Here is a 3716-nt window from a genome sequence, read left to right as displayed (position 1 = left end):
ATTTTAACCTGTACAGATTGGGAAGTTAAACAAATAGCTTCAATACTATGATAGGGGTAACGGCAAAGGTTGTCAAGTAGTTTTTTGTTTCTATCTGTACAGCGAGAATTGGCATAGGCTACCGATTAACTTAAAGTTAAATATCTTGACATTTACTTAATACTATTATATAATGGTTATGTGTGTTTTATACACTATGGCAATAAAATTACCTTGTAATAGGTGTATTGGACCCGAGGGCAGTACTCGGCGCCTCCACCATGTTTTTAATTTATATGGGGGCGAATAAGGATCGACATGCATAGTAAAGATGGTAACTTTGCTCGGTTAGACACCACCGCTAAGAGTTCGTAATTTAAATGCAAACGATAACTTTGCTGCTGACAGAAATGTAGTATTAGCTGCTTAATTTAGCACTATAACTTCATTGCTACAAGCACGGTTCAGGGAACGCCGGGTAACAGAAGTTCCCCCCAGAATTTACATGTGCAAAAGTTGTATGGATAAAACAGATTATAAGAAATCGCTCAATTTCGCCAAGTTTCAAGTCATTAAAAAAGCTTTGGATATCATATCAAGCAATGATTTCACTCCTCATTTAGAAATATTATTTTTCACTTATTTTAACGGCGTTATTGTACCAGATTACCTAAGAAAGTCATACCCTACTCAAGTACTTATTATATTACAACATCAATTCTATGATTTAAAAGTTTTTGAGGATAAATTTAGCGTAAGTTTGAGTTTTCGCGGGAAACAAGAGCAAATTACCGTGCCATTTTTTGCTATTAGCGAATTCCATGATAAAGTTTCAGGAGATGTTTTAATATTTGACAAGATCAGTATCGATTCTGACAAAGAATATGACAGTGAAAGACATGCTGAAAACCTACCAAATGGCAGTATTATATCCATAGACCAACTGCGTGATCAGTAATTGCGAACCTAGCTTCGTGACATGCGAGAGAGGAAAAAGGTGGTCTAATCAAGCAATGAGCATAGAGGAAATATTACTTAAAGAGATTGATTTAGAATTCCTAAATATCTATCTTTATATATAACTTTCATGTAATAAACGTGCATGCATCCAATAATATATTTACTCAACACGTTGTTTGATCTTTATAGCTTCATTCTAATATGTTGGATTGCTTTAAATTGGCTGATTAAGCTTAATGTGGTAAATATGTATAACGAAGTTGTGAACAACATAATGCACACTTTGAATCGACTTACCCATCCACCACTAAAGGTTATTAGAAGGTATATACGACCATTCAACGGATTAGATTTATCTGTGATGATATTGCTAATAACAATTCACTTTGTAAAATATACGATAAATTACTACTTTTAAGTAGATGCTAAAAAAATGTCTGAAATCAGCAATATACCTATTGCTCCTGATATATACATATGTATCAGTTTTTAGCTACAACTATAAAGATCCATCCTTAAACACAGCTACAAATGAAGAAGTGACAAATTTAGGTGGAATAGTGGGCTCATATTTAGCTGATATATTAATTCAATTCCTCGGATTAACTAGTATTGCAATAGCTACAACTATAGTTTATTTTTTGACCCTCAGACCATCAAAAAGATTGCTGAAAATTCTCTACTTAGCACTAATCAATTTAGGAATATGCGCTATATTAGCACAACTTTCGCTCGGTATCACTGCAAGATATATGCACGGTGGAACAATAGGAAATGCATTAATTAGTAACTACCCGTTTTATATATTCACAGTAGCAATATCAATAGGTATTGTGGGACTGATTGGTTGGAAGAGAACGATTTACTTTATATTCTTCTTGTGTAAAAAAATAGCTTCCCTTTTTGCAAATGTTCTGTTTTTCAGGTTACGTAAAACTGCTGAGCGTTCTATTGTATCATCAGTAGTAGAAGAACAACATAGAGCTCAAGTTGCTACTAGACAACAACCAAAAGAAAGACAGAAAAAAGTTACTGGAAAGGTTTTCAAACCTTCTATTGGATTTGAGTTTCCGAGTATTCACTTACTTTCTAAGGCAAAAGAGTCTTTGCAGAGAAAACAGTTGAATGAAATAGAGAGCAATAAGAATTTATCTTTGCTGGAGCAAGTTTTGAGTGATTTTGGCGTGCAAGGAAAAATTATCAATGTATGTTATGGACCAGTTGTGACTTTATACAAACTTGAGCCACAGGCTGGCACAAAGTCTGCAAGGGTGATTGGGCTTGCAGACGACATTGCACGTTCAATGAGTGCGCTCTCTGCGCGTATTTCAATAATTCGTGGACAAAACGCTATGGGAATAGAATTGCCAAACAAGGAGCGAGAAATTGTCATGCTGCGTGACTTGCTTGAATCGCCAGAATACCAGAATGCAAACTTAAATCTTCCAATTGCGCTTGGCAAAGAAATAAGCGGGAAGTCAGTTATTGCCGATTTGGCCAGAATGCCGCATTTGCTCGTTGCTGGGACCACAGGATCGGGTAAATCAGTTGCAATTAACACCATGATTCTCTCGCTCGTTTATCGATTAAATCCCAATGCATGCAAGATGATAATGATCGATCCCAAAATGCTCGAGCTTTCAATATATGATGCAATACCGCATCTCATAACACCAGTGGTAACCGAGCCAAAAAAGGCTGTTATTGCTCTTAAGTGGATAGTAAAAGAGATGGAAAATCGCTATCGTATGATGTCGTATTTGAACGTGCGCAATGTGATAAACTATAACCAAAAAATCACAGAAGCGATGAATAGCGGGATAGAATTGGAGCGTATTGTGCAAATTGGCTTTAATTCAACAACAGGCAAACCCTTGTTTGAAAAAATACCAATCAAGATGGAAACATTTCCGTATATCGTGGTAATCGTAGATGAAATGGCAGATTTGATGCTTGTTGCTGACAAAGAAATAGAGTGCTCTATTCAGCGTTTAGCGCAAATGGCTAGAGCTGCAGGGATACACATCATAATGGCAACGCAGCGGCCATCTGTGGATGTGATAACAGGTGTGATAAAGGCAAACTTTCCAACGAGAATCAGTTTTGCTGTGACTTCTAAAATAGATAGCAGAACAATACTCGGTGAACAGGGGGCTGAACAATTGCTCGGTATGGGTGATATGCTCTATATGGCCTCTGGTGGTAAGATTATTAGAGTTCACGGTCCGTTTGTTAGTGATAATGAAGTGCAAAATATAGTCGATCACCTGAAAACGCAAGGTGAGCCAAACTACATGGAGGAAATTACCAAAGAGGATGAAAATTCCTCTGCAGAATTAGATGGTGAAACAGAGGATGAAGAGAACGACCTATACAAGCAAGCAGTTGCTATCATTCAGAGAGATAAAAAGGTTTCAACTAGTTACATTCAACGACAACTTAGAATAGGCTATAACAGAGCTGCAAATATTGTTGAAAGAATGGAAAAAGAAGGTATTGTCAGCGCTCCAAATTACTCGGGAAAGAGAGAGATACTGGTAGAATAGACTTCTTACATAGCAGCGCGTTGAATAAAACAAAAAACTACTTGACAACCTTCGTCGTTACCCTTATTATTATTGAAGCTATTTATTTATCTTCGCAATCTCTGCAGTGGATTAATGACAAAAAACTTAGAGTATTTGGCGTTTCATTTTTTAAATTTTCGCACTATGTGCACTTTACGTCTTTTTAAAACTTCTGGTTTTCAAGCTGAAACGCGCTTATAAGTCGTTTAA

The 3716-nt window shown here is 36.4% G+C and carries 3 protein-coding genes and 1 other RNA gene; all 4 read left to right on the top strand.

The annotated features are described in order from the left end of the window. Window positions 1–141: 141 nt before the first annotated feature. The 4 genes from ssrA to DM84_RS05290 all read left to right on the top strand — a co-directional run bounded on the left by ssrA (window position 142) and on the right by DM84_RS05290 (window position 3485). Window positions 142–476, top strand: a transfer-messenger RNA (tmRNA) gene (ssrA, locus tag DM84_RS05305). Window positions 477–499: 23 nt separating this feature from the next. Continuing rightward, window positions 500–937 (top strand): ClpXP protease specificity-enhancing factor SspB, encoded by a 438-nt coding sequence (locus DM84_RS05300; RefSeq protein ID WP_250778900.1) that lies wholly within the window; start codon window positions 500–502, stop codon window positions 935–937. A gap of 144 nt (window positions 938–1081) precedes the next feature. Continuing rightward, on the top strand, window positions 1082–1357 hold the full coding sequence (locus tag DM84_RS05295) for a YggT family protein (protein WP_250778897.1): 276 nt from the start codon (window positions 1082–1084) through the stop codon (window positions 1355–1357). Between the two features lie 4 nt (window positions 1358–1361). Further along, window positions 1362–3485, top strand: a complete 2124-nt coding sequence (locus tag DM84_RS05290; RefSeq protein ID WP_250778895.1) for an FtsK/SpoIIIE family DNA translocase — start codon at window positions 1362–1364, stop codon at window positions 3483–3485. Window positions 3486–3716 lie beyond the last annotated feature (231 nt).

The organism is Wolbachia pipientis, assembly GCF_023661085.1.
GTDB lineage: Bacteria > Pseudomonadota > Alphaproteobacteria > Rickettsiales > Anaplasmataceae > Wolbachia.
Note: the sequence above shows the minus strand (reverse complement) of the source record. Positions and strands in the feature narration are given on the sequence as shown.